Origin of the sequence: Limimaricola litoreus (assembly GCF_024159025.1) — a bacterium.
Classification (GTDB): Bacteria; Pseudomonadota; Alphaproteobacteria; order Rhodobacterales; family Rhodobacteraceae; genus Limimaricola; species Limimaricola litoreus.
Window position 1 is genome coordinate 1 of sequence record NZ_JAMYXC010000017.1, and the last position, 3,086, is coordinate 3,086.

Genomic DNA, 3,086 nt, shown 5'->3' on the forward strand with positions numbered 1-3,086 from the left:
CGAGCCGCGCGTCGAGATCGGGGATGCCCGGCCCCTGGTCGATCGCCTCGACCGCCAGTTCGAGCGCGCCCGCCCGCGGCTCCAGCGACAGCGTCATCCGCCCGCCGCCGCCGTGCTGGACGATGTTGCGCCCCAACTCCAGAAGCGCCGTGACGATGCGGGTTTCGGCGAACTTGGCAAAGCCGCAGCGGCGCGCCACCTCCTGGCCGACCATCCGCAGCCGCACGATATCCTCGTCGGCCTCGATCTTCAGCGTGGTCAGCCTCATGCCGCCTCCTCGCGCGCGAGCCGGGCCACGATCACGCAGCAATCGTCGCGCCCCTTGTTGCGGTCGCGCATGAATTGCGCCGCGATCATCGCGCAGCTGTGCCCGGCGGTGGGTGGCAGCTCGGCATGGCTGCGCAGGGTCGACAACCCGTCGCTGTGCAGGATCAGCACGTCGCCGGGCCGCATCATCGCCTCCTCGACGGGAGGGGTGCGCACGGCGCCGCCGAGCCTGCCCTCGCGGCTGATCAGCCGCTTCACCTGCCCGCCGGGCTGGACCAGCAGCGCCGCGATATTGCCGATCCCGGCCAACCGCAGCCGCCCGTCCGCCGCCTCGATCTGCGCCAGCGCCGCCACCGAGCCGCGGCTGCCAGCGAGCCGGGCCGAAAGCTCGGACAGGGTGCGCGCGGGATTCTCGCCGCGCAGCGCCTCGAGCCCCTCGATCGCCTCCGCCGCCGCCGCTTCGGCGCGCGCGCCGTGCCCCAGACCGTCGACCGCGAAAAGATCGACCCGCCCCGAGACATCGCGCACCAGCAGCCCGTCGCCGCAGGCGCGGTCGCCGGGGTAGTTCATCAGATAGGCGCCGATCTCGACACCGGCGAGAACCGGGGGCGCGCCGAAGCCGCAGACCGCCACGGTGCCCTGCCCCGGGGTGGAACGGATCTCGAAGCTGTCGGCCAGCCGCCTCATGGCGCCCAGGCCCCCGCCGGCGCTCGACCCGGTCGAGAATCCGTCCGAAAGCGCGAGGTCGATGTCGGGAATGCCGGGCCCCGCGTCGATCGCGGCGACCGAGACATGCGGTGCCTTGCCGGGCTGGATCTGCAACAGGAGCTGCCCCCCGCGGGCGTGGCGCAGCAGGTTGGTGGCCATTTCGGTGACCACGATGGCCAGCGCCTCGGCGCGCGCCTCGGGCAGCGCCGCCGTCTGGGCGAGGTTGCGCGCCAGGCGGCGCGCCTCGGCCACGGCGCTGGGGTCCGAGATATCGACGACATGTCTCATGATGGCTTGGCCTCCATCTCGATCGTGGTCCCGGCGCCGGGGCGGCTGTCGATGCGGAACGCCTCGACCAGCCGCCGCGCGCCGCCCAGCCCCTTGCCCATGCTGCGCGCGGTGGAGAAGCCGTCGGTCATCGCACGGTCGATATCGGCGATGCCGGGGCCCTCGTCGCGGCAGCGGATCATGATCCGCAAGGGGCGTTCCAGCCGGTAGATTTCGATCACCCCGCCGCCGCCGTGGTCGAGCGCGTTGCGGGCGATCTCGCTCACGGCGGTGACGAAGCGGGTCTTGCGCAGCGCCCGCGCGCCCATCGCGTCCATTGCCTTCGACACGGCGATCCGCGCCGCGGCGATATCGCGCTCCTGTCGCAGCTCGACCCGGGCCGCCGGCTCAGCCGGCGGGGCGCTCACGCCAGCCCCTTGGCCTTCAGGCTCCGCAAGGCATGGCTCAGCGACAGCGCCGTCTTGGAGCCGGGCAGGTCCATCCCGAGCTCGACCAGCGTCATCGCCACCGCCGGGCGCATGCCGACGATGTAGGTCTCGGCCGCCAGCAGCCGCGAGATCGAGGAGAGCTGCGCCAGGATGCGCCCGACGAAGGTGTCGACGATCTCGAGCGCCGCGATGTCGATCACCACGCCGCGCGCGGATTCGTTCACGATCTTCTCGGAGAGATCCTCCTGCAGGTTGATGATGTCGGTGTCGGTGATGTTGTCGCGGATCGCGACGAGCAGCACCTTGTCGACCGTGTAGATCGAGGCCGCCTCAGACACGGTTGTCCTCGACGCGACCGATGCGGAAGCCGACGCGGCGGAACGCCTCGTCGAGCGCGGCGCGGATGGTCGGACGGGTCGTCACCTCGCCCACGTCGACGCCGAGCTCGACCATGGTCTGGGCGATCTTGGGCGAGATGCCCGAGATGATCGCCTCGGCCCCCATCAGCCGCACGGCGGCGGCGGTGCGCAGCAGGTGCTGGGCGACCTGCGTGTCGACGACCCGGACGCCGGTGATGTCGACGATCACCACCTCGGCGGAGTGCTCGACGATGGCGTTCAGCAGGTTCTCCATCACCTCCTGCGCGCGCATCGAATCGAGCGTGCCGATCAGCGGGATGGTCAGCACCCGCTCCCACAGCTGCACCACCGGGGTCGACAGCTCCATCATCTCGGCGCGCTGGCGCTCTATGATCTCGTCGCGCTCGGCGATGAAATACTCGTTGATGTGCATGGCGAAGGCATCGACGATCCGTCCGAAATTCGCGGCGTCGCGCAGGAGCTCATCGGGCGTGCCGATGAGCCGCTCCTGCAGCATCTCGAACACCGGCTGCTTGAGCGCCAGAACAAAGGCGGTCATCTCCCACGGCGCCACGCCGCGCTCGGTGCGCACCAGCGTGATCTCCGACAGGGCCAGCCGCAGCTCGGACCAGGCCTCCGCCTCGATGTCGACCGGCGCGTCGAGGTCGATCTGGACCAGCGCCTCCGAGAAGGCGCGCAGCAGGTCCGCCAGCTGGCGGCGGCTCTCGCGATCGGAGAAGAGGTCGGGGCGGCGCACGCCCTCGCGCTTCTGGGTCGCGAACCAGGCATCGAGAACGTTGTCGAAATCCTCCCGCAGGAGGCGGCTCACTTCGGTCGTCGGCGCAACGGTCATAATCGGTCCTAGTTGGTCACGGCTGCCCATCGATATGGGCAGTCGCGCGGGAAGGAAAGCCTTGTCACCGCATCACCCGGCGCGAACCGGCCTGTCGCCTATCCGCGACCGCGCCGGCCGAGCAGCGCATCGGCCCGGCCCAGCGCCGCGTCGAGCTCCTCGAAGGCCCGCGTCAATGCGGCG

General features: G+C 70.8%; 5 protein-coding genes. All 5 read right to left on the reverse strand.

Translation table 11 applies throughout. The features are described 5' to 3' along the window. Positions 1 to 268 (reverse strand): ATP-binding protein (locus NHG85_RS00995; RefSeq protein ID WP_370362954.1); only part of this gene is annotated, 268 nt, incomplete at its 3' end. Further along, positions 265 to 1,263, reverse strand: a complete 999-nt coding sequence (locus NHG85_RS01000; protein ID WP_253328948.1) for a SpoIIE family protein phosphatase — start codon at positions 1,261 to 1,263, stop codon at positions 265 to 267. The genes NHG85_RS01000 and NHG85_RS00995, both read right to left, overlap by 4 nt. After that, positions 1,260 to 1,670, reverse strand: a complete 411-nt coding sequence (locus NHG85_RS01005) for an ATP-binding protein (protein WP_253328950.1) — start codon at positions 1,668 to 1,670, stop codon at positions 1,260 to 1,262. The genes NHG85_RS01000 and NHG85_RS01005 overlap by 4 nt, the downstream gene beginning before the upstream one ends. After that, on the reverse strand, positions 1,667 to 2,029 hold the full coding sequence (locus NHG85_RS01010; protein WP_253328952.1) for an STAS domain-containing protein: 363 nt from the start codon (positions 2,027 to 2,029) through the stop codon (positions 1,667 to 1,669). Before NHG85_RS01010 ends, NHG85_RS01005 begins: the two co-directional genes overlap by 4 nt. After that, entirely contained in the window at positions 2,022 to 2,903 is an 882-nt protein-coding gene (locus NHG85_RS01015; protein WP_253328954.1) for an STAS domain-containing protein, read from the reverse strand. The genes NHG85_RS01010 and NHG85_RS01015 overlap by 8 nt, the downstream gene beginning before the upstream one ends. Positions 2,904 to 3,086: the final 183 nt, after the last annotated feature.